Source organism: Thiomicrospira sp., from assembly GCF_014859555.1.
GTDB lineage: Bacteria > Pseudomonadota > Gammaproteobacteria > Thiomicrospirales > Thiomicrospiraceae > Thiomicrospira.
In genome coordinates this window covers 1-21,097 of sequence record NZ_JACUTY010000034.1, presented here as the reverse complement: position 1 = coordinate 21,097, position 21,097 = coordinate 1, and the positions used below count along the sequence as shown (strand labels likewise).

The 21,097-nt window shown below is 45.2% G+C and carries 23 protein-coding genes; 19 read left to right on the top strand and 4 right to left on the bottom strand.

The features are described 5' to 3' along the window. Nucleotides 1-280, bottom strand: a 280-nt coding sequence (locus IBX48_RS06760; RefSeq protein WP_296832152.1) for a hypothetical protein, incomplete at its 3' end; no start/stop codon positions are given. A 119-nt stretch (nt 281-399) separates the two neighbouring features. Further along, complete coding sequence (locus IBX48_RS06755) at nt 400-1,044, bottom strand: RluA family pseudouridine synthase (protein ID WP_296832149.1); 645 nt, start codon at nt 1,042-1,044, stop codon at nt 400-402. A 51-nt stretch (nt 1,045-1,095) separates the two neighbouring features. Between IBX48_RS06755 and IBX48_RS06750 the strand changes: the two genes are divergently transcribed. Continuing rightward, nucleotides 1,096-1,581, top strand: coding sequence for a low molecular weight protein-tyrosine-phosphatase (locus tag IBX48_RS06750; RefSeq protein ID WP_296832146.1), 486 nt, complete (start codon nt 1,096-1,098; stop codon nt 1,579-1,581). Between the two features lie 49 nt (nt 1,582-1,630). On the opposite strand, the gene IBX48_RS06745 is transcribed toward IBX48_RS06750, so the two are convergent. After that, nucleotides 1,631-3,835 carry an Rne/Rng family ribonuclease gene (locus IBX48_RS06745; RefSeq protein WP_296832143.1) on the bottom strand — a complete coding sequence of 735 codons (2,205 nt, stop codon included), beginning with the start codon at nt 3,833-3,835 and terminating at the stop codon, nt 1,631-1,633. A 662-nt stretch (nt 3,836-4,497) separates the two neighbouring features. Between IBX48_RS06745 and rluC the strand changes: the two genes are divergently transcribed. Both rluC and IBX48_RS06735 read left to right on the top strand, forming a co-directional pair. After that, nucleotides 4,498-5,430 carry a 23S rRNA pseudouridine(955/2504/2580) synthase RluC gene (rluC, locus tag IBX48_RS06740; RefSeq protein WP_296832140.1) on the top strand — a complete coding sequence of 311 codons (933 nt, stop codon included), beginning with the start codon at nt 4,498-4,500 and terminating at the stop codon, nt 5,428-5,430. A 2-nt stretch (nt 5,431-5,432) separates the two neighbouring features. Continuing rightward, nucleotides 5,433-6,092, top strand: coding sequence for an HAD-IA family hydrolase (locus IBX48_RS06735; protein ID WP_296832137.1), 660 nt, complete (start codon nt 5,433-5,435; stop codon nt 6,090-6,092). On the opposite strand, the gene IBX48_RS06730 is transcribed toward IBX48_RS06735, so the two are convergent. After that, a complete protein-coding gene (locus IBX48_RS06730) occupies nt 6,084-6,695 on the bottom strand; it encodes a nucleoside triphosphate pyrophosphatase (RefSeq protein ID WP_296832134.1) in 612 nt (203 codons plus the stop codon). The two genes, IBX48_RS06735 and IBX48_RS06730, sit on opposite strands and share 9 nt — an antisense overlap. 101 nt (nt 6,696-6,796) lie before the next feature. On the opposite strand from IBX48_RS06730, the gene IBX48_RS06725 reads away from it, so the two are divergent. The 16 genes from IBX48_RS06725 to IBX48_RS06650 all read left to right on the top strand — a co-directional run bounded on the left by IBX48_RS06725 (nt 6,797) and on the right by IBX48_RS06650 (nt 21,097). Then, nucleotides 6,797-7,306 carry a YceD family protein gene (locus IBX48_RS06725; protein WP_296832131.1) on the top strand — a complete coding sequence of 170 codons (510 nt, stop codon included), beginning with the start codon at nt 6,797-6,799 and terminating at the stop codon, nt 7,304-7,306. A gap of 71 nt (nt 7,307-7,377) precedes the next feature. Beyond that, nucleotides 7,378-7,554 carry a 50S ribosomal protein L32 gene (rpmF, locus tag IBX48_RS06720; RefSeq protein ID WP_296832128.1) on the top strand — a complete coding sequence of 59 codons (177 nt, stop codon included), beginning with the start codon at nt 7,378-7,380 and terminating at the stop codon, nt 7,552-7,554. A gap of 6 nt (nt 7,555-7,560) precedes the next feature. Beyond that, a complete protein-coding gene (plsX, locus tag IBX48_RS06715; protein ID WP_296832125.1) occupies nt 7,561-8,604 on the top strand; it encodes a phosphate acyltransferase PlsX in 1,044 nt (347 codons plus the stop codon). After that, complete coding sequence (locus IBX48_RS06710) at nt 8,601-9,578, top strand: beta-ketoacyl-ACP synthase III (RefSeq protein WP_296832122.1); 978 nt, start codon at nt 8,601-8,603, stop codon at nt 9,576-9,578. The genes plsX and IBX48_RS06710 overlap by 4 nt, the downstream gene beginning before the upstream one ends. 52 nt (nt 9,579-9,630) lie before the next feature. Continuing rightward, on the top strand, nt 9,631-10,563 hold the full coding sequence (fabD, locus tag IBX48_RS06705) for an ACP S-malonyltransferase (protein ID WP_296832120.1): 933 nt from the start codon (nt 9,631-9,633) through the stop codon (nt 10,561-10,563). Between the two features lie 8 nt (nt 10,564-10,571). After that, a complete protein-coding gene (fabG, locus tag IBX48_RS06700; protein WP_296832117.1) occupies nt 10,572-11,312 on the top strand; it encodes a 3-oxoacyl-ACP reductase FabG in 741 nt (246 codons plus the stop codon). 124 nt (nt 11,313-11,436) lie between these two features. After that, complete coding sequence (gene acpP / locus IBX48_RS06695; protein ID WP_029935325.1) at nt 11,437-11,673, top strand: acyl carrier protein; 237 nt, start codon at nt 11,437-11,439, stop codon at nt 11,671-11,673. Between the two features lie 122 nt (nt 11,674-11,795). Continuing rightward, nucleotides 11,796-13,037: a beta-ketoacyl-ACP synthase II gene (fabF, locus tag IBX48_RS06690; protein ID WP_296832113.1), complete on the top strand. Its 1,242-nt coding sequence runs from the start codon at nt 11,796-11,798 to the stop codon at nt 13,035-13,037. A gap of 9 nt (nt 13,038-13,046) precedes the next feature. Continuing rightward, complete coding sequence (locus tag IBX48_RS06685; protein WP_296832111.1) at nt 13,047-14,468, top strand: aminodeoxychorismate synthase component I; 1,422 nt, start codon at nt 13,047-13,049, stop codon at nt 14,466-14,468. Then, complete coding sequence (pabC, locus tag IBX48_RS06680; RefSeq protein WP_296832109.1) at nt 14,468-15,337, top strand: aminodeoxychorismate lyase; 870 nt, start codon at nt 14,468-14,470, stop codon at nt 15,335-15,337. The genes IBX48_RS06685 and pabC overlap by 1 nt, the downstream gene beginning before the upstream one ends. 27 nt (nt 15,338-15,364) lie before the next feature. Further along, nucleotides 15,365-16,453, top strand: coding sequence for an endolytic transglycosylase MltG (gene mltG / locus IBX48_RS06675; protein ID WP_296832107.1), 1,089 nt, complete (start codon nt 15,365-15,367; stop codon nt 16,451-16,453). Between the two features lie 18 nt (nt 16,454-16,471). Then, nucleotides 16,472-17,098, top strand: a complete 627-nt coding sequence (gene tmk, locus IBX48_RS06670) for a dTMP kinase (protein ID WP_296832105.1) — start codon at nt 16,472-16,474, stop codon at nt 17,096-17,098. Next, nucleotides 17,095-18,063, top strand: a complete 969-nt coding sequence (holB, locus tag IBX48_RS06665) for a DNA polymerase III subunit delta' (protein WP_296832103.1) — start codon at nt 17,095-17,097, stop codon at nt 18,061-18,063. The genes tmk and holB overlap by 4 nt, the downstream gene beginning before the upstream one ends. Beyond that, complete coding sequence (locus tag IBX48_RS06660; RefSeq protein ID WP_296832101.1) at nt 18,060-18,842, top strand: TatD family hydrolase; 783 nt, start codon at nt 18,060-18,062, stop codon at nt 18,840-18,842. Before holB ends, IBX48_RS06660 begins: the two co-directional genes overlap by 4 nt. Then, a complete protein-coding gene (locus tag IBX48_RS06655) occupies nt 18,843-20,645 on the top strand; it encodes an ABC transporter ATP-binding protein (RefSeq protein WP_296832099.1) in 1,803 nt (600 codons plus the stop codon). It abuts the gene before it with no gap. A 26-nt stretch (nt 20,646-20,671) separates the two neighbouring features. Next, a complete protein-coding gene (locus IBX48_RS06650; RefSeq protein ID WP_296832097.1) occupies nt 20,672-21,097 on the top strand; it encodes a hypothetical protein in 426 nt (141 codons plus the stop codon).

Here is a 21,097-nt window from a genome sequence, read left to right as displayed (position 1 = left end):
TTGAGTCTTCAATGTCGGTTGAGTCTTCAATGTCGGTTGAGTCTTCAATGTCGGTATCTTCTAAAAGTGAATCTGTTGTTTCAAGTTCGGATGAGATTGCATCGGAATCTAATTCAAGCGAGTCTTCAGGTGTACTAACCTCAATGGAGGAGTTGTCATCTAGATTTGAAAGGTCGTTTAAAGCGTCCAGTAAATCATCCCCATTATTAGATGATTCGGATTCACCCAGCATTTTTAACATTTCTTGGTTTGCTAATTCGTCTTTTTCAACATCCGTCATTTTAAACCTCACTTAACTTTATGAGTCAGTATCACTTTGACATTATGAATTATGAATCCATTTACAAGGACTTACAAATTATTCTAATTGTGACCTGAGCATTTTGTATGCCAGTTATATCATAGAAACTCAGGAGTGCTGGTGATTTTCAGTCTTTGTTGGGTTTCAGGGTGCGAAAACTCAAGCTCGCCAGCATGTAACATTAATCGGGAGTAATTTGCAATGCTGGCGTGATCTGCGTACAGATTATCGCCGAGTATAGGGTGGCCTAGTGATTTCATATGCAGCCTTAACTGATGTGAACGACCCGTAATGGGACTAAGTTCGACAGAAAAGTGATTTTCATATTGTGTCATGATCTGCCAATGTGTCTGGGCAGAGCGTCCATGAATAAAATCGATAATTTGCTTGGGGCGTCTATCCCAGTCACATCGCATCGGTAGTTGAACATAGCCTGTATTAGAGAGCAATTTACCGGCGCACAAGGCATAGTATTTTTTATTAACTTTTCGATCTTGAAATTGAATGCTAAGAGATCGGTGGGCTTGTTTGTTCATCGCCAATACCATGATGCCAGAGGTGTCCATATCCAACCTATGAACAATCAGGGCTTCAGGGTGTGTTTGGTGTAAATGGGTGAGAACACATTCTTTATTCTGCTCACTTTTACCGGGCACCGATAAAAGGCCGCTAGGTTTGTTTATGACAATAAGTTGCTCGTCAGCATAAAGTATCCAATCTGTTGAGGTCGGTGTTTTGTTCATGGCTCAAGATATGTGTAAAATTAAAACACTATTTTAACGAAGGGGAGTTTGATGAAACAGAAAGTTTCGGTTTTATTTGTATGCATGGGCAATATTTGCCGATCACCTACGGCACATGCGGTGTTTAGAAAGCTTGTTCGAGATGAAGGTTTGGAAGACTGGATTATCATTGATTCAGCCGGCACACATGCTTATCATGTTGGTAATCCGCCGGATGATCGTTCAATGCAAACGGCCGCTAATCGAGGTGTTCAAATGGATGATCTTCGTGCTCGAAAAGTTGATTTTTCTGATCTTATTGAGTTTGATTATGTGTTAACAATGGATGCGGATAATTATGAAAATCTAATGAAGATGGCGCCAACAGATTTACAGTCTAAAGTAAGGTTGTTTATGGAGTTTGCGCCTGATGTTGGGCTGGATTATGTGCCCGATCCATATTACGGTGGAGCTGATGGTTTTGAGAATGTATTTGACATGGTAGAGGCCGCGTCAAGATGTTTGTTGGCCCATATTAAGCAGAGCCAGCCAAATTGAAAAGCGAGGGGAGACCTAAAAGGTTGAGCCTTTTAGGTCTTATTTAACATTAAGTCGGAGAGTTTGTGTCCGATGCCGGTTTCTCATTCGTGTTTAGGTTTGCAACACTAATGTTTTCAGCGCCTTTAGGCGCGCGTCTACGGTTTAGAGAGCTACGACTATTGTACCGACTACGACGGCGCGGCTCTTTCTTGCTTGCGTCATCATTGTTTTGTTGGTCGTTCACCTGAGTTGGTTTTTGATCCGCCGCGGCGTCATGAGAAGCATTGCTTGTTTGCGTATTTTCGACGTGACTTGTTTTTTGCTGAGCCGGCTTATTCCTTTGCTCATCACGAGAGCTATCTCTCGAGCCATCATTAGGCTGATTACGTTTTGGGTTATCGTTTCTAGTGCGATTTCTTGAACGTTCAGGTTGTTGGTTTGGTTTGGCATCCCTTGTCGAATCTACCATACTAGTGGTGGTTTCATTATCACCTGTGCGTTTGCGACCGTTGCCACGGCGACGATTGTTATTTTTACGTGGCGCTTGTGAACGACTAGCGCCTCTTTCAGATGCACTAGGTTTTTGAGACTCTAACTGTTTTGGTTGTTTGAATAACCAGTTCCACAGTTTGGTTAGCAAGCCTGCTTGAGGTTGTTTCACGGCTTCTTGAGCGGGAGGTGGTGCAGAAGGTTGAATGTTTTTAATCGCAGGCTCTTCTTTTTGAGATTGCGGTTTTTCCACACTCGGTACTTCTTGTGTGATGATTGATTTCGCTTCGTAGCTGCTGCTATGAGTCGGCTCTTCACCAGTTCGAGTGCGCTCAATCAAGTAGTGAGGGGTCTCTAAATGTTCGTTCGGTACAATCAAAATGTGTAGGTCGTAGCGATCTTCGGTTTTGATGATTTGGCTGCGCTTTTCGTTTAACAAAAAGGTCGCGACATCAACCGGTAGTTGAACCGTAACGCGACGTGTGCCATCTTTCATGGCTTCTTCTTCAAGCAGTCTTAAGATAGAAAGTGCGAGAGATTCAACGCCACGGATAACGCCTACGCCATTACATCTAGGGCATACGATTTGACTCGACTCTTCAATTGAAGGGCGTAAACGTTGACGTGACATTTCGAGCAGACCAAAGCGTGAGATTTTGCCAATTTGAACACGAGCGCGATCGTTAACAACGGCATCACGCATTTGGTTTTCGACTTCGCGTTGATGGCGAGAGGAGTGCATGTCAATGAAGTCAATCACCACTAGTCCACCTAAATCTCTTAAACGAAGTTGACGAGCGATTTCACAAGCGGCTTCCATATTAGTATGGAAAGCGGTTTCTTCAATATCGCCACCTTTTGTTGAGCGGCTTGAGTTGATGTCAATCGACGTTAATGCTTCGGTCATATCAATGACGATGACACCACCGGAAGGTAAAATGACTTCACGTTGGTAAGCCGATTCAATTTGCGATTCAATTTGGAATCGAGTGAAGAGCGGAATTTTATCCTGGTAAGGCTTAACCTTTTGCACATGCTGCGGCATGACTTGTTGGATAAAGTCTCGTGCACGCTCAAATGTTTCCATGTCGTCAATTAAAATTTCGCCAATGTCTTGGCGTAAATAATCGCGTATGGCTAAGGTAACGATGTCAGATTCCTGATGAATCAGGAATGGCCCCGATTTATCATTGGCCGCTTGTTTAATGGCGTCCCAAAGTTGGATTAAATAGTTAATCCCCCATTGTAATTCTTCTGGGCTTTTACCCACGCCTGCAGTACGAACAATTAAGCCCATGCCATCTGGGATGTCAATGTCTTTTAAAGTGTCACGCAAGTCTGAGCGTTCATCGCCTTCAATTCGACGAGAGATGCCACCAGACTTTGGATTGTTAGGCATCATGACGACATAAGGGCCAGCCAACGTAATCTGGGTAGTGAGTGCCGCCCCTTTATTACCACGTTCTTCTTTTTGAACTTGGATGATTAGTTCTTGGCCTTCTTTTAAGACTTGCTGGATCGACAAGTTGTTGTCATTAGTGTTATTTGGATAATATTCTTCAGCAACTTCTTTGAAGGGGAGGAAGCCGTGACGGTCGGCACCGTAGTCAACAAAAGCGGCTTCTAGACTGGGTTCGACGCGTGTTATGACGCCTTTGTATATATTGGCTTTTTTCTTTTTTTGGTGTGGTGTTTCAATATCTAAATCGTATAGAGTTTGTCCGTCAACCAAAGCGACGCGTAACTCTTCAGCTTGCGTAGCATTTATAAGCATTCTTTTCATGCTGTTCTCTTTGTCAATGTTAGGGCTTGGAGCTGACGTAGAAGCTGAGGACTAATAGCAGAGGGATGCAGGGGTGTACGTTAGACTTCTTGAAGAATAAGGCGCTAGTGGTTCTCGTCCGGCTAACAACAAAAGTTAACATGAAAATAGGTTCATGGTCTGGTTCGAGCGCTGTTAGAGCGTTATTCATCGTTTTTTTCGAGCTTAGCGTTTTGTGCTGCGCTAAGCTCTTAGTCTAAACAAGTGTGTTTCACCTTGTTTGCATGTCTTGTTACATATCGTGCTGATAAAGGTGAAGTGTCTTACGTCCATTTGTGTGGGCGGCGCGTTCATAACTTTATGAGCATCAATAGGCGAAGCGCGGTTACGCTACCTGATATGCTTAGTACTCTATAATACCTTCTAGATCAGCCGCTTGCCGGATGGATAAAAAACTGTTTTGTTTAAATCATCGCGTTTGTGCTTCGCGGAATTTCTGCTTGCCTATGTTATTTACACTAGGCTTGCGCAATATAGCACCCCTTAGTGTTAGGTGCAATGCTTATTGTGCGGCTCCATCGGACTTGGCGTTAATTTAAATTGAATGGGGTGTGAGATTTTCGGAAAAGAAGGTGACATTCGGCTAAAATTGCGAGTCATTTAAATTTTGCGTGGTGGATGTTATGTCGGGTGTGAAGTTGGTCGAAGTTACCGAGGATGAGTCGGGGCAGAGGTTGGATAATTTTCTGATGAAGCATTTACGAAAAGTGCCGAAGATGTTGATTTACCGCATTATCCGCAAGGGTGAGGTACGGGTTAATAAGGGTCGATCACAGCCAAGTACGCGTGTTTTGACCGGTGATGTTGTCCGGATTCCGCCCGTTGTCACAGCTGAAGCGGGTCAGTCAGTTACGCCACCACGCACGCAACAGGACAAGATTGCGCAACATATTTTGTATGAGGATGCCGATTTAATTGTGGTTAACAAGCCATCCGGTATCGCGGTGCATGGTGGGAGTGGTGTCAGCTGGGGTTTGATTGAGTTGATCCGTAACTTGCGTCCAGAGGCGCGTCGTATTGAATTGGTGCATCGTTTAGATCGAGATACCTCAGGGGCTATTATTCTGGCGAAAAAGACATCTATATTAAGAGATTTGCATCGTCAAATTCGAGAAGATCAGGTTGAAAAATATTATCTGGCTTTAGTGGCGGGGGTTTGGCCCAAGGATAAATATAAGGTGGATTTACCTTTGCTGAAAAACACCTTGCGTTCAGGTGAGCGAATGGTTGAAGTGTCGCCTGAAGGTAAGCCGAGTATTAGTTTTTTTAAGGTGCTAAATCAGTTTAGAGATGCGGCCTTGGTTGAGGTTAAATTGATTACAGGTCGAACTCATCAGATTCGTGTGCATGCTCAGGCTATGGGGTGTCCGATCGTTGGGGATGATAAATATGGTTCGGAGTCAGCTAACGCCAATTTTAAGAAGTTGGGTATGAGTCGGTTAGCCCTGCATGCACAGAAACTTGGGTTTACTCACCCTGCGACGGGCGAAAAGTTATGGATAGAAGCGCCATTGTTTGTCGATTTCAAAAATATAATAAAGACACTTGAGGTGTAATGATGTCAAAAACACACCGTTTTGATTTGGTTATTTTCGACTGGGATGGCACCTTGATGAACTCGGAGGCGCGAATCGTTGATGCAATCCAGTCCGCGGCACAGTTTTGTGGTTTGCCGATTTTGTCTCATCATGACTCAAAGCAAATAATAGGTTTGAGTCTTGATAACGCCATTAATCAGTTGTATCCGGGTGTTGAACCAGGCCTAGTGGTTGAGGTGGCCAAGGCTTACACGCAACATTTTTTGCATGACTCGGTGGTGGATATGCAACCTTATGAAGGTGCACAGGATTTATTGTCGGAGCTGCATGGTCGTGGTATTAAATTAGCCGTCGCGACCGGCAAAAGCCGAACAGGTTTGGATGCGGTGTTAGCTTTAACTGGTTTTGAGCCTTATTTTCATATTACACGTACCCCGGTTGAGTCGGCCTCAAAACCCGACCCGTTAATGCTTAAGCAAATTTTGGAATTTTGTAATGTGGACGTGTCCCAAGCTGTCATGGTGGGAGATACCAGTTTTGATATGCAAATGGCGCAAGCTATTCAAATGCCGCGCGTGGCAATGAGTCATGGTGTGCATACACTTGAACAAATGGCGGGCTTTGAGCCCATGTCCAACTTTGATAATCTAAGCGCGTTAGGGCGCTGGTTGCTAAGTTAAAGGTCTCGGATCTAAAGGTAGGCTTAGGCCGGCTTGTGACAGTAAGTTAACTAACTCAATTAATGGTAAGCCGATCAATGCGTTAGGGTCTTGGTTTTCAATTTTACTAAAAAGTGTTATACCTAAGCCTTCGGACTTGAAGCTGCCAGCGCAATCATAAGGCTGCTCCGCCAGCAAGTAGTTGCGAATTTGTTGGTCGCTAAGCTCGCGAAAGTGAACCTTTGTGGTATCAAGCGCGTTCAAGTAAGTTTGGTTGTGAGGGTTGTAAACCACCAGGCCTGTATAAAAACAAATGACTTGGCCTTGCTGGGCTTTAAGCTGTTCAAATGCCCTGTCAAAGTTACCCGGTTTGCCCAAAGCTTGATTGTTTAAGCTGGCGCTTTGATCCGATGCGATAATGATTTTATTAGGCTGTTGCTTAACTAGGGTTTGGGCTTTTTGTAGAGAAAGTCGTTCCACCATTTCGCGCACACTTTCTTGAGCATGTGGTCGCTCGTCTATTTCGGGCGATTCACAGCTAAAAGTTAGACCCAGCTTTTCAAGCAGTTGACGGCGATAAGCTGAGCTAGAGGCCAGTAGGATTTGAGGTGAGTTAAGTGTCATTTTGTTCCTTTAATTTAATAAAAGGTTTTGTGCGTAAAAATAGTGCGGTAAGTCTGTGAAAGTTTTGACAGAAACAGTTTCTGAGAGTATCATTCCCCGCCATGTTTGATAAACTTCCCGATTTGATCGATCCCGTTCACTGTGCTGAACATAGTATGCGCTTTCAGGCTCGTGTCAACCAGTCTGCGATGCCGCGTTTGCTCGATCAGGTCAGGCTGCCGAATGGCGAGGTTGAGGTTGAAATTACGTTCAGTCGGCATCCTCGATTAAAGACACCTCAATTTGAGTTGTCGGTTAAGGCCGATCTCGTTCTTGAGTGTCAGCGAACTCTTGAGGCGTTTGTTTATCCGGTTGATAGGCAAGCGCGGGGCGTGTTTGTTTCGGTGATGTCGATGGCCGAAGACCTTGATGAAAATATTGAGGTTTATGAAATGCCAGAGGGGAAAATATCGTTATTAGAACTCGTTGAAGATGAGGTCCTATTGGCGATTCCGATGGTGCCTCGGCAAGAAGGTGAGATGTTGAGTTGGCAAGATGAGGAGTTTGAAGAGGTCGAATCAACGCCCACTGACGATAATCCATTTGCCAAGTTAAAAGATTTAAAAAAGTAAGGCTCGATCCGCTATGGCGTTTCATAAAGAGTAGATGTTTTATATTTTGCGTGTTTATTAGGAGAACTTAAATGGCCGTTCAACAAAACAAAAAAACCCCTTCAAAGCGCGGTATGCGTCGTTCACATGATGCATTAACTGCAGCGTCTTTGACGGTTGATGCGACGACTGGTGAAGTTCACCGTCGTCATCACGTAACTGCAGACGGTTACTATAAAGGCAAAAAAGTTATTCAAGATAAGGAATAATTCGTCTTGAAAATTACACTGTCTATAGATGCAATGGGCGGTGACCATGGTGTAAAGGTCACTGTTCCTGCGGTGATCGAAGCGCTAAGTAAGTTTAAAGATCTGCATATTATTTTAGTGGGCGATGAGACGTTAATTCGTGAACAGCTCACTCTTGCTAATTTCACATCAGAAAATTTGTCTATTCAACATGCTGAACAAGTGGTTGATATGGATGACCTGCCTTCGTTCGCCCTGCGTAATAAAAAACAATCGTCAATGCGGATTGCCTTGAACTTAGTGAAAGACGATCAAGTGCAAGCCTGTGTAAGTGCCGGTAATACCGGAGCCTTAATGGCGACGGCTAAGTTTGTGTTAAAAACCTTGCCGGGAATTTATCGTCCTGCGATTTGCACGTCTATGCCGACCATGACGGGTCACGTTCACATGCTGGATTTGGGTGCGAATGTTGGCGCTGATGGCGAAAGTTTGGCTCAGTTTGCGATCATGGGGGCCGTGTTGGCGCGTGCGATTGATAATAATCCTAACCCTAGTGTTGGCTTGTTAAACATTGGTGAAGAGGAAATGAAAGGGCACGACCGTATTAAGTTGGCCCAGCAGATCCTGCGTCAAACCAATATTAACTATGCGGGCTATGTTGAGGGAGATGATATCTTCAAGGGCACGGTTGATGTGGTGGCTTGTGACGGGTTTGATGGCAATATTGCATTAAAAGCTTCGGAAGGTGTGGCGAAGATGATTTCGTATTATCTTAAACAGGCATTTAACCGCAACTGGTTAACGAAGATTGTGGGTTTATTAAGTCTGCCTGTTTTGAAAAGCTTTAAGCAAAAGGTTGATCCTCGTCGCTACAATGGTGCCTCATTTTTAGGGTTGCGTAAAATTGTCATAAAAAGCCACGGTGGTGCAGATAGCTTTGCTTTTTTTCACGCGATTGCTGAAGCACGTTTAGAGGTAATAAATAATGTACCTGAGCGTATTCAGACCGAGGTTTCCAAGCTATTGGAGCACCAAACGCTGAGTCAACCAATTCAAGTGGTAAGTGAATGAGTTCAAAAACCTACAGTAAAATTATTGGAACAGGTCGCTATTTGCCTGAAAAAATCCTGAGTAATAAAGATCTCGAAACCATGGTTGATACCAGCGATGAATGGATTCGTGAAAGAACTGGGATTGAACAGCGTCATATTGCAGCCGATAATCAGACTACGTGTGATTTAGCCGAGCAAGCGGCTTTAAATGCCATTGAAATGGCGGGCATCAGTGCGCAATCCATTGATATGATTATTGTCGCGACCACCACGCCCGATAAAATTTTTCCAAGCACCGCTTGCCTGCTACAACAACGCCTTGATATTCATGGTTGTCCAGCATTTGATGTGCAAGCCGTTTGTACCGGTTTTGTTTATGCAATCAGTGTTGCGGATCAGTTTATTAAAACCGGCATGGCTAAACGTGTATTAGTGGTGGGGGCGGAAACCTTATCACGTATTACAAACTGGTCTGATCGTACGACTTGTATCTTATTTGGTGATGGTGCGGGGGCGGTCGTTCTCGAAGCGTCAAGCGAGCCTGGTATTTTATCAACCCATATTCACGCAGACGGACAGTACGAAACATTGTTGCATGTACCTTCCGGACCTTCTAGATTGCCGCAAACCGATGATATCGCTGAGCGTACCATGTCGATGAAAGGCAACGAAGTCTTTAAGGTTGCAGTGAATACGTTAAGCCGTATTGCCAACGAAACCTTAGAAGCAAACGGCTTAACTAAAGATCAAATTGATTGGTTGGTGCCTCATCAAGCTAATTTACGTATTATTAGTGCGACCGGCAAAAAGCTGGGCCTTAAAGAAAGCCAGGTAGTTGTGACGGTCAATAAGCATGCAAACACATCTAGTGCGTCTGTACCTATGGCGTTGGATGAAGCCATTCGCGATGGTCGTATCCAGCGTGGTCAGCTAGTGCTGATGGAAGCGTTTGGTGGTGGCTTTACTTGGGGATCGGCTTTAATCCGTTTTTAACTAAGTTTTAACCCGGCTTAGGCCAACTAGAATATTTGTTTAAAGGTTTATTATGAAATACGCGTTTGTTTTTCCTGGTCAAGGTTCACAATCTATCGGTATGCTTAGCGATTTAGCCGCCAACCACCCTGTTGTTAAAGAGGTGTTTGATGAAGCCTCGGCTGTTCTGGGTTATGATTTGTGGGATGTCGTTCAAAATGGTCCAGAAGCTCGCTTAAATCAGACAGATGTAACTCAGCCTGCTATGTTGGCTTCGGGTATTGCGGTTTTTCGTGCGATGCAAGCTCAAAAGCCGGATTTGCAGCCGAGTTTTATGGCCGGGCATTCATTGGGTGAGTACACGGCTTTAGTCGCTTCGGGCGTTATGAGTTTGGCACAAGGTATTGAATTGGTCGCCGCACGTGGTCAGTTAATGCAGTCTGCTGTGCCGGCTGGCAAGGGCGCAATGGCGGCCGTGTTAGGTCTAGAGGATCAGCAGGTTGTAGATTTGTGTGCTGAGTCAGCGCAAGGTGGTGTGGTTGAGGCGGTCAACTTTAACTCACCAGGCCAGGTTGTGATTGCCGGTGAAGTGGCGGCCGTTGAGCGTGCTATGACACATGCGGAAGAATTGGGTGCTAAAAAAGTTGTGGCCTTGCCAGTGAGTGTGCCATCACACTGTGCATTAATGAAGCCAGCTGCAGAGGCTTTAAAATTGAAGTTAGACGCTATGACATTTGAGACACCAAAAGTGGCCGTTTTGCATAATGTGGATGTTGAAGTGCATACCGATCAGGCGCAAATTAAGTCAGCGTTAGTCGAGCAGCTATACTGCCCAGTTCAATGGGTTAAAACGATTGAAAAAATCAAAGCTGAAGGCGTTGAAAAACTATATGAACTGGGCCCAGGTAAAGTCTTGGCGGGTTTAAATCGTCGTATTGATCGTCGCATGGCGGTTGAAACTATTTTCGATTCTGCTACATTAGCGCAAGCAATAGAAGGATTGTAGGAGCCACTATGTTAACTGGAAATATTGCCCTGGTAACAGGCGCGAGTCGCGGGATTGGTAAAGCAATTACGCTGGATTTATTAGCCCAAGGTGCGACGGTGATTGGTACAGCCACTTCAGAGTCAGGTGCGCAAGCGATTACGGATTACATTGCACAGTCTGGCGGTAAAGGCCGGGGTTTAGCTCTGAATGTAACCGACGCCGACCAAATTGCCTCGATTATGGATCAAATCACAAAAGAGTTTGGTACCCCGACTATCTTGGTAAACAATGCTGGAATTACGCGTGACAACTTACTTATGCGTATGAAAGATGAAGAGTGGGATGACATTATCCAAACAAATCTAAGCTCGGTTTACCGGATGAGTAAAGCCTGCCTGCGCGGTATGATGAAAGCAAAGCAGGGTCGTATCATTAACATTGCATCTGTTGTGGGTGTGATGGGGAATGCGGGTCAAACTAATTATGCGGCGGCTAAGGCTGGAATTATCGGCTTTGGTAAGTCTTTAGCACGTGAAGTCGGTTCGCGTGGTATTACGGTTAACACGGTCGCTCCTGGGTTTATTGATACCGATATGACGCGTTCGTTACCTGAAGAACAGAGAAAAGCTTTGACCGAACAAATTCCGTTAAGCCGTTTAGGTTCGCCAGAAGACATTGCTAAAGCTGTAACTTTCCTAGCATCTGAGGGTGGAGCTTACATTACCGGTCAGACGATTAATGTGAACGGTGGCATGGTCATGGTGTGACCAAATAGCTAAAAATGCGAATTTATGGGCTTTTATTTCATTAAAAAGCTTGAAAAATTAGTTCACTGAGTACAAAATACATTAAATTTTTTTCATCATTAAAAGTAAAAGTTGGAGATTATCCATGAGCAGTATTGAAGATCGCGTTAAAAAAATCGTAGTTGAGCAGTTAGGTGTAGAAGAAGCACAAGTTACACCGGACGCTTCTTTCGTTGATGATTTAGGCGCGGACTCACTAGACACCGTTGAATTAGTAATGGCCTTGGAAGAAGAGTTTGATTGCGAAATTCCTGACGAAGAAGCGGAAAAAATCTCTACGTTAGCGCAAGCCGTTTCTTACATCAACGCTAACATGGAATAATTTTCCACGTTAGGTGATCAAAAAAAGCCGTGAAAACGGCTTTTTTTATATCTGGGTTAAGAAATTGGTGATTGGTGACAGCGTTTGCATTAAGTTGGTGACGGGTTTAGGAGGATTTTACTTTGTCAAAGCGTCGAGTGGTTATTACAGGTCTGGGTTTACTAACGCCGGTTGGGGTTAATGTTAAACAAACTTGGGAAAATATTAAAGCCGGTAAAAGTGGTATCACGCCTATCTCTAGATTCGATACTGAAAAGTTCTCGGTCAAGTTTGCCGGCACGATTGCTGATTTCGATGTGAATGCTTATTTTTCACCTAAAGAAGCCAAGAAAATGGATCCGTTTATTCACTACGGTATTGCAGTTGGTATTCAAGCTTTTGAAGATTCAGGTCTAGAAGTCACTGAAGAAAATGCCACCCGAATCGGTGTATCGATTGGTTCGGGTATTGGTGGCATTGGCATGATTGAAGCTCAACACGCGGTTTGCCAAGCCGGTGGCCCTCGCAAGGTTTCACCTTTCTTTGTACCAAGTGCGATTATCAATATGATTTCTGGTCACGTGTCGATTAAGTATGGTCTAAAAGGCCCGAACTTAGCCCTAGTAACGGCTTGTGCAACGGGTACGCATAGTATCGGTGATGCCGCGCGTTTAATCGAATATGGTGATGCGGATGTGATGATCGCTGGTGGCGCGGAATACTCAACTACTGAACTTGGTTTGGCTGGTTTTGCCGCGGCTCGTGCACTTTCGACTCGCAATGATGATCCACAAGCGGCGAGCCGTCCTTGGGATAAAGACCGCGACGGTTTTGTATTGGCCGATGGCGCGGGCGCGGTTGTGCTTGAAGAATATGAGCATGCCAAAGCACGTGGCGCGAAAATTTACGGTGAAGTACTTGGTTTTGGTATGAGTGGGGATGCATATCATATGACCCTGCCAGCACAGGGTGGAGAAGGCGCGGCGCGTTGTATGACTAATGCATTGCGCAATGCAGGTTTGGATAAATCAAAAATTGGTTATATCAATGCGCATGGTACGTCGACACCGGCGGGTGATGTGTGTGAGAACGCGGCGGTTAAATCCACCTTTGGCGATCATGCTTATAAACTCGCGATGAGTTCAACCAAGTCTATGATTGGCCACTCGTTAGGTGCGGCAGGGGCCATTGAAGCAATTTTTACAACTTTGGCTTTATACGACCAAGTTTTGCCGCCAACCATTAACCTGGATAACCCAGATGAAGGTTGTGATCTAGATTATGTGCCGCATGAAGCACGTGATACCAATGTCGATTATGCGCTGTCTAATTCATTTGGCTTTGGTGGAACCAATGCCAGCTTGGTATTAGGGCGAGTAAAATAATCGGGCATTATGCGTGACTTATCGCAAACCAATCGGGCTGTCATTCGACAGCCCTTAGTTTTTTCTGACTTAGCGTTACTGGCCGAACATCTGCCAGATCGTTACCCGCATTTACTTGAAAGTGTGGCCAAAGGTGATCCTAACCAAACTGATGGTTTAGGGCGTTTTGATATATTGTTCGCTTTTCCTCAGCACACACATGTATTGCAGGATTTAGACTCGGCTACGGCGTTTATTGAACAATTTGAAGCCGAATTTGCCACTTTAAAACAACCACCAGGCCTGGTGGTTGATCTGCCATTTAGCGGTGGTTGGTTTGGGTATTTTTCGTATGAATATGCGCAGGTGATTGAGCCGTGTCTGGCACTTTCAAAGTCTGATTTACCGCTTGCCATTTTACAGCGTTTTCCGGCCGCGATTATTGTTGATCACCAAACCCAGCACGTCTGTTTTGTGGCCGAACCGGAGTATGCTGAATGCCTTGAAAAAATGCAAAATGACTATGCGGTGTTTGCGCAACGGTCACAAGGCATGGATAGGTTTCCTTCAGTTGTTGTCGAACGGGTGCAAGAAGAGTTAGATACGAGTTTTTTACAAGGCGTGGAAACCATTAAAAACTATATTCTAGCTGGTGATGTGTTTCAGGTGAACTTGTCGCGGGAGTGGCAAATAGATTTACAAGAAAACTCTAAGCCAGTTGATTTGTATCGCCAACTGCGCCAGCATAATCCGGCGCCCTTTGCCTGCCTGGTGCAATTTTCCGAATCATCTGATGAACCCCAAGACTCATGGGCGATTATCAGCTCATCACCGGAGCGCTTGGTGCGTTATAACGCGCAAACTCAGTGTGTGGATACCCGTCCGATCGCCGGCACACGTAAACGCAGCGGCTCGTTAGAACAAGATCAAGCCTTAATGGCTGAGTTAATTTCGCATCCGAAAGAACGCGCCGAACACATTATGTTGATTGATCTGGAGCGGAATGACTTGGGGCGAATTTGCACGCCGGGCAGTGTCGAGGTGAATGAGTTGATGGTTATCGAAACCTACGAACACGTTCATCATATTGTCTCGAATGTGCGTGGTCAGCTCAAATCCGGCATGAATCCATTGCAGGTGTTGCATGCTTTATTTCCGGGTGGAACGATTACCGGTTGCCCCAAAATTAGATGCATGCAAATCATCGCTGAACTGGAAAGCGGGCCAAGAGATGCTTATACTGGCTCGGTGGGTTATATCAATCGAGATGGTTCGATGGATTTTAATATTTTGATACGCAGTTTTATACAACAGCAGGGTCAGTTACGTTTTCGAGCGGGGGGGGGCATAGTGGCAGATTCAATTGCGGCCAATGAACTTGAAGAAACCCGACATAAAGCGAAAGGTTTGTTACGCGCATTGGGCTGTGATACAGACGAGTTACAGCCATAATGAACCACCAGGCCTGGTTAAACGGCGCGCTGTGTGAGCAATCGTTGGTTTATGATCGAGGTTTGGCTTATGGTGATGGATTTTTTACCACGATCTTGTGCAACAAAAAGCAGCCGTTAAACTGGCTGGGTCATTGGCAACGTATCCAACACAGCTTACAGACATTAAAGCTGGGCGACATCGATCAAATTTTGTTGATTCAAGAGTTAAAAACGGCCTTAAGCGAATCGAGCTTTGATGGTTTTTGTATTCTCAAACTTATCGTCACACGCGGTTCAGGTGGTCGCGGTTATGCGCCATCCACCTCGGCAAAGTTGCAGCGTTTGATTTATGTTTTGCCCGCACCTTTTCAGTCAGAAAACGCAACAAGCTTGGCTGAACTGAATGCAATCGTTTGTCAAACATTGGCTTCAATTAACCCAAGTTTAGCTGGTTTAAAGCATTTGAACCGGCTAGAAAATGTATTGGCACGTAACGAAGTGGTTGAGAAAGGCTGTGATGAAGGTCTGATGTTTAATCACGATGGTCATTTGGTTGGTGGCACACAAACTAATATAGTGCTGATTCGTCAAACTTCACATGGATTGCAGGCCATGACGCCGAAATTAAACGCAAGTGGCGTGCAAGGCACCTGTTTGTCGGCTTTAAAGAATTTAAGCTCGGATTTAAATTGGCAAGAGCGGCACGTTACCTTAGCCGACCTGCGAACAGCCGAGGCGCTATTTGTTTGTAATGCCGTTCGTGGTGTTCAAGCGATTAAACAACTTATAATAACTGATCAGGTCACGATTGATTATGCCATCGAACCCGTTCAAGCAATCAACCAGGCCTGGTGGTTATGGAATTTGAACCAGCCGGGATTTCAATAATTTAACGCAATCAGACAGTCGAGGATTATGCCTAAGTCACGTCAGCCTCAAAACAAAAGCCCTGTTAGCAAAACGCAACAACTATCCGGCCAAGTAACACGATTAAACCACTTGCTGTTTATGGCTCGGTTAGGACTTTTCTTATTGTTCAGTTTATTGATTTTACTGATTGCGGGGTTGGGCTGGGCTTATCATATCTCGCACAGCCCGATTTCAAGTGCGGATCAGCCAAAAATTGTTGAGTTACCCAAAGGTGCTTCTGCTAAAGCCATGGCCAGACAGCTTCATCAGGCTGGTATGTTAAAAAACCCAGAAGCGTTTGTTTGGTATTTACGCCTCAACCAACAGGCGAACAGCTTGAAGCCCGGTGAGTTTATGATCCAACCTGGTTGGGACTTTCGTGGCTTGATGCAAGCCTTAGTTTCAGGGCGTAATGTGAGTTATGCATTTGCGATTATTCCGGGCGATACTTTAGCGCAAGTTAAGCAAAAGCTACAGCAGGCGCCTAAACTTAATAATGTGATGCAAGCCTCCGACTGGCAGACGTTGGGCAAAAAAATCGGCGTAACGGAGCATCTTGAAGGCTGGTTGCTACCTGAAACCTATCATTACCATAAAGGTGAAACGGATCTTGCGCTTGTTAAACGAGCGATTGAGGCGATGAAGCAAACTTTAGAAGCGGAGTGGTCAACACGTGATGGTGGTTTGCCGCTAAAAACACCTTACGAAGCATTGATCTTGGCCTCAATCATTGAGAAAGAAACCGGCGTGGCGCATGAACGTCATCAGGTGGCGGGTGTGTTTGTAAGGCGTTTGCAAAAAGGTATGCGTTTACAAACCGACCCGACCGTCATTTACGGCATGGGTGAGCGTTATCAAGGCCATATCGGACGCGAAGGTTTAGATACGGTCACACCCTACAACACCTACCGCATTCGAGGTTTAACGCCGACGCCTATCGCGATGCCAAGTCGTGAATCAATTCGTGCCGCTTTACGCCCAGATGCATCGGATGCGCTGTATTTTGTGTCAAAAGGCAATGGCGAACACTATTTTTCAAGCACGTTAGAAGAGCACAACCGAGCCGTTAGGCGTTATATTTTGAATAAACCTTAGGTTTACAAAAGGAATCAAATGGCGGGACAGTTTATTACTTTAGAAGGCGGCGAAGGCGCTGGAAAGTCAACCAACTTGGCATTTATCCGAGATTGGTTGACGGCTCGTGACATTCCATTTGTGGTGACCCGAGAGCCGGGCGGCACCGAGTTAAGTGAAAAAATCCGCGCGTTATTGTTAGATAAATCTAATGACAAAATGACCACTGAATGTGAGTTATTGTTAGTGTTTGCTGCACGCGCACAACATATTGACGAAGTAATTAAACCGGCTTTGGCTGAAGGCAAATGGGTAGTATCTGATCGCTTTACCGACGCCACCTATGCTTATCAAGGCGCGGCGCGTGGTTTGGGGTTTGATCGAATTAAATTAATTGAGGATTGGGTGCAGCAAGGGTTTGCGCCAGACAAAACCTTTGTGTTTGATTTGCCTGTCGAAGTCGGCATGCAGCGTGTACGCAGTCGCGGCGCTGAAATAGACCGTTTTGAACAAGAGCAACTTGCGTTTTTTGAGCAGGTTCGTCAAGCCTATTTAACGCGCGCCTCTCAAGCCCCCGAGCGTTATTGTGTATTAGACGCCGCCCAATCTTTAGACAAGGTTCAGGCTCAGATTCAGCAGCAACTCGACGTATTGGTTGGCGCATGATTTATCCTTGGCAGCAAACTCAGTGGCAATTTTGGCAGGCTCAACGTAATCGCGTGGGTCATGCTTATCTATTATCTGGCGCAAATGGTTTGGGATTGACCGAATTTGCACGTCAGATGGCCAAAAGTGTGTTTTGCCAATCGGCTCAACCTGAGCCCTGCGGACAATGCGCAGGTTGCATGCAATTTGATGAAGCCACCCATGCCGACTTTGTTCAGCTTGAAGTGCTCGAAGGTAAAAAAGAGGTGGGGGTTGAGCAAATCCGTCAGCTCACCCAGCGTTTGATGCAAACCTCGCACCAAGGCGGCTATAAGGTTGCGATTTTGCAAGAAGCTGAATGGCTGAATGCTTCTGCATTTAACGCCTTGCTTAAAACGTTAGAAGAACCGCCTGAGCGTACATTATTAATCCTAACCACCTATCAAGTCAGCCGTTTACCAGCGACGATTATTAGTCGTTGTCTAAAAATGAGTTTTACCGCGCCACCTGTTAAACAAAGCCAGGCGTGGTTGGCGCAACATGGTGCTGATGAACAACTAGTTAAACGGGCTTTGCGTTTAAATTGGGGTGCACCGCTGGCGGCTTTGAACTGGTTAGAGAAAAAAGGCTGGGAACAAGATGAAAGCTGGCAAAACAATATTCAAGCTTTGCAATCCGGCACCGAGTCGGTTTCTCAAGCGGTGGCGGCCTGGCTTAAATGTCCGGAACCTGAGCGTGTGTTTGATCAGTTTTATTTAGCCAGTGTGACCGAGATACGGCGTGCGTTTTACCAGCAAGCCGAGTTAAATCGCAACTGGTTTCAATTTCAACAAGCTTTGTTACAAGCCAAGCAAGACTGGCGACAAAATGCCAACAAAGAATTGTTGCTGGAAAGTTTATGTTTATTATTTTTACAAGCCAATCAAAAAAATGTTCCGTTAGCGGAGGTTTTTCAAGGCGAATGGATACGAGGGAGATGGGCATGATTATTGATTCACACTGCCACTTAAATATTTTACCCGAAGACAAAGTTGGCACGACCGAACAAGTGATTCAACAAGCTAAAGAACACGGCGTTGAACGTATGATGTGTGTGGCAATTGATCCATCAAAATGGTCTGAGGTGTTGGATTTAGCAGATCGTTATGCTGGTGTGTATGCCAGTATCGGAATCCACCCGTGCAGTGATGACACGGTTACGGCCACCGATGACGAAATTATTCAAGCCGCCAGTCATCCCAAAGTGTTGGCCATTGGTGAGGTGGGCTTGGATTATTTTCATCAGAGTCCAAAAGAGGTGGATTTAAGTTTTCAGCACGATCGGTTTCGCCAGCATATTCGCATCGCAAAACAACTAAATAAACCCATCGTGATTCACACACGTGCTTCGACGCCTGATGTATTAAACATATTGCGCGAAGAGGGCGCGGATCAGGTTGGTGGCATTATGCACTGTTTTGTGGAGGATATAGATACCGCGCAGCAAGCGATGGATCTAGGTTTTTATATTTCGTTTTCGGGTATCGTAACCTTCAAAAATGCCACGGAAATAAAAACGGTCGCAAAGGCTATACCTTTGGATCGGATATTGGTCGAAACTGACTCGCCTTATTTGGCACCGGTTCCTTATCGCGGAAAAACTAACCAACCGGCTTATACACGTTATGTGGTGGAGGAAATTGCCCAGTTGCGTGGTTTAGAATTTGCTGAAGTCGCTGCGGCTACTTCGGCTAATTTTGAACGCTTGTTTGGGTTAAACGTTTAAATGCCAACCAATCAACTACCAGGCCTGGTGGAAGGCGAGGCTTATAGCTGGCGACGCATTTTTGACCTGGTCATCCAGCATAAATCCTTGTTAATTAAAGCCCATATCATTGCCTTGTTTGCTACCTTGGCGACCGTGCCCTTGCCGCTTCTGTTACCGCTATTAGTAGATGAGGTGTTACTTGATCAACCTGCTTGGATTGTCGCGAGTCTGCAAGCCTTAGCACCTGAAAATTGGTATACCCCATTTTATTACATAGCGGCCATCACCCTGTTAACCATTTTATTGCGTGCCATTGGCGTGGGGCTGGGCGTCTGGCAAATGCAACAATTTACCGTGATCTCGAAAGGTGTCACCTATGGGATTCGACGAGATTTGTTAGCGCGGGTGCAAGGTGTGTCTATGGCGCAATACGAAACCTTGGGTACTGGCTCAGTTAACGCGACCTTGGTAAACGATGTCAACACCATTGATACGTTTTTAGGCACGACGGTTGGTAAGTTAATCATAGCTGTCTTCAGTTTAATTGGTATGACGCTGATTTTGCTGTGGTTACATTGGCAGCTGGCTTTGTTTATTTTGCTGATGAACCCGATTGTGGTGTATTTCACCATGCGCATGGGGCGTAAAGTTAAAGCGCTTAAAAAATCTGAAAACACCGCGTTGGATGCGTTCCAACAAGCCTTAAGCGAAACACTGGATGCTTTATTGCAAGTGCGAGCTTCGAATCAGGATAAATCGTTTTTTCAACGCATCAATCATAAGGCTTATGACGTAAAGCGCCATTCAGAAAACTTTACTTGGAAAAGCGATGCCGCCAGTCGAGTTTCATTTTTAATTTTTTTAGTTGGTTTTGATGTGTTTCGTGGCGTCAGTATGCTGATGGTGGTGTTTTCAGGCTTAAGTATTGGTGAAATGATGGCGGTTTTTGGTTACCTGTGGTTTATGATGGGGCCGGTACAAGAATTGTTGGCGATTCAATACAGCTATAATGCGGCGACCGCTGGCTTGCAACGGATTAATAGCGTGTTGGACTTAAAGCAAGAACCGCATTACGCCTCAAAAGTGAACCCATTTAAATCGAATCAAGCCGTTTCCGTCACCGTTCAAAATCTCAAATTTCATTATCCGAGTAAAACTGAGAACGTATTAGATGAATTAAGTTTTGAAATTCAAGCCGGCGAAAAGCTGGCCTTGGTTGGGGCGAGTGGTGGGGGTAAAACCACGCTTGTGCAAATGTTATTGGGTTTTTATCGTCCAGAATCCGGCGGGGTTTATTACAATCAAGAGCCGATTGAACGAGTTGGTTATAATGTGGTGCGTGAACATGTCGCGACCGTGTTACAAACCCCTATGTTGTTTAACCAAACCGTGCGCTTTAACCTAACCTTAGGCCGAGACCTCAGCGAACAGCAACTTTGGCAAGCGCTAGAAATGGCGCAGTTAGATGACACGATTAGAGCCTTAGAGCATCAGTTAGATACGCAGGTTGGTCGCAGCGGGATTAAATTATCTGGTGGTCAACGCCAACGTCTAGCGATTGCTCGCATGATTTTACAAGACCCTAAAGTGGTGATTATGGACGAAGCCACCTCTGCACTGGATATGGAAACCGAACGCAAACTCTATGCAGATTTAGCGCCTTTCTTTGAAGGCCGTACCACCTTAATCGTGGCGCATCGATTAAGTTCGATTCGTCAGGCCGACCGTATTTTAGTATTTGAAGATGGTCGAATCATTGAAAGTGGGCACCACGAAGAATTGCTACAAATGCAGGGAACTTATCATCGTTTGTATCGTTAGCTGTTTTTATAATTGGAGTAGAGCAGATGTTTAGCAAGTTGAAATTGGTGGTTTTAGTGATGTTGGGTGTTTGGAGTTTGTCAGCTCAAGCTGAGCGCTCATTTAACTTAGCGACACCGGTTGTGATACTTATGCCTTATGTATTACCCAATGCTGAATTATTGGAAATCACTCCAGACCAAGCCCAGCAAATTCGCCTTATATACTCAAAGGTAAACCCTGAGCGTGAAGATAATGAACTGTTTAGTGAAGAATTACGTAAAGAACTGTGGGAGTTGTTATCCAGCTCGATTGAACCGGATCAAGCCGAACTACAGGAGTTGGTTCAATTGATTTCGAAAGCCGAACAACGCCGAGTGGCCATGAGTGTGGAGTGTGCAACACAATTACGGACGATATTGACGCCATCGCAATGGCAGTTGCTAGTCGGTTTGGCTGCGGATGTTCAATAG